Below are 1,673 nucleotides of genomic sequence, written 5' to 3'. Positions count from 1 at the left end.
AGCGCGGTCGCGGCACGCCGCGCGATCCCGCCCCGCCGCGCATGCCGCCGCCGGACGCGCAGGCGCAGCGGGCGGCCGACGCCGCGCAGCGCGCGCGCATCGAACAGGCGCTGCGTCAGGGCGGCACGCGCACGCAGGGCACGCCCAGCGATCGCCGCGCGCCGGAGCGCGACGATCCCGTCGCGCGCGAGCGCCGCATCGCCAACGAAGCCTGGCTCAAACGCGTGCAGGACGATCCGGGCAGCCTGCTCGCGGAAAAATTCCGCATCGAGTACGAACGCCGCCGTCTGCGCGGCGAGGTGGAATGACGTGCGCCTGCTGCTGACGCTGCTGCTGGCCCTGATCCCGCTTCCGACGCTGGCGCAGCCGCTGGCGCGGCTGGACCGCGACCGAATCGCGCTCGGCGAGACGGTGACGCTCACCGTCGAGGTGCCGAGCGCGACCGCCGCGCCGCCGGATTACCGGCCCCTGCAGCGCGACTTCGAGACCAGCGGCCACACCAGCCGCCGCGGCGTGGAGCGCAGCAACGGGCGCTTCGTCGCATGGACCGAGTACGCGGTGGCCCTGCGCCCGCGGCGCGCCGGCACGCTGGTGGTGCCGGCGCTCGCCGTGGCCGGATCGCGCACCGCGCCGCTCACCCTGCGGGTCGATGCCGGCGCGGCGCCGGCGCCGGTGCAGGCGGGCGCGCCGATCTTCATCGAATCCGGCGCCGACGACGCCACGCCCCACGTGCAGCAGACGGTGGCCTGGGTGGTGCGGCTGTACTCGGCCACGCCGATCCTGTCCGGCCAGCTCGACCAGCCCGCGCCCGAAGGCGCCGCGCTGCAGCGTGTGGGCGAGGACGCGATGTACACGCGCGACATCGGCGGCCGGCGTTACCAGGTGTTCGAGCGCCGTTACCTGCTGGTGCCCGAACGCAGCGGCACGCTCGCGGTGCCGCCCGCGCGCTTCCAGGGGCGCACCGCACCGGGACTGTTCGACGACCTGTTCGGCCGCGCCGGCGATGCCGTGAGCGCGCAGGCGCGGCCGCAGCGTCTGCAGGTGCAGCCGTTGCCGGCCGATGCGCCGCAGCCGTGGCTGCCGTTGCATGCGCTGCATCTGCGCCATCGCACGCTGCCGCAGCAGGCGAGGGTGGGCGAGGCGGCCACGGTGGTGGTCGAGATGAGCGCCGACGGCGCCGGCGCCGCGCAGTTGCCCGAGCTGCGGCTCGAGGCCCCCGCAGGCGCACAGGTGTTCCCCGATCCGCCGCAGGTGACCGAGCGGCTGGTCGACGGCCGCCCGCAGGCGGTGGTGTCCCGCCGGTTCGCGATCGTGCCGGGCCGCGAGGGCGTGCTGACCGTCCCGGGCCCGCGCGTGCCGTGGTGGGACGTGCGCGCCGACCGCACGCGCGTCGCCGCGTTGCCCGCGCTCACGCTGCAGGTGCGCGGCGCAAGCCGCCCGGCCGCCGCCGCCGGGCCGGTGCTGTCGTCGTCCGAACCGGCGCCGGCGCGGCCCTCGCACGCGCCCGCGCGCGGCTGGATCCTCGCCACCCTCGCGTTCGTCGCGCTGTGGCTGGCGACGCTGGTGTGGGCGCTGCAGCGGCGCGCCGCGCACGCGCCGCGCGAGCCGGCGCGGACGGACGGCGCGGCGCCGGCCCCGCGCGCCACGGTGAGCGACCTGCGGCGCGCGCTCGA

1 protein-coding gene and 1 pseudogene are annotated in these 1,673 nt (G+C 77.5%); both read left to right on the top strand.

The window, feature by feature from the left end:
* Positions 1–308: pseudogene (locus FQY64_RS14890) on the top strand (hypothetical protein); the annotation flags it as partial.
* A gap of 1 nt (position 309) precedes the next feature.
* The coding region (locus FQY64_RS14585) for a BatD family protein (protein WP_186761052.1) at positions 310–1,673 on the top strand (1,364 nt) is incomplete at its 3' end.

Source organism: Vulcaniibacterium thermophilum, from assembly GCF_007923255.1.
Lineage (GTDB): Bacteria > Pseudomonadota > Gammaproteobacteria > Xanthomonadales > Xanthomonadaceae > Lysobacter_F > Lysobacter_F thermophilum.
The sequence above is the reverse complement of the archived record's forward strand: the minus strand, read 5'-3'. Positions and strand labels throughout refer to the sequence as shown.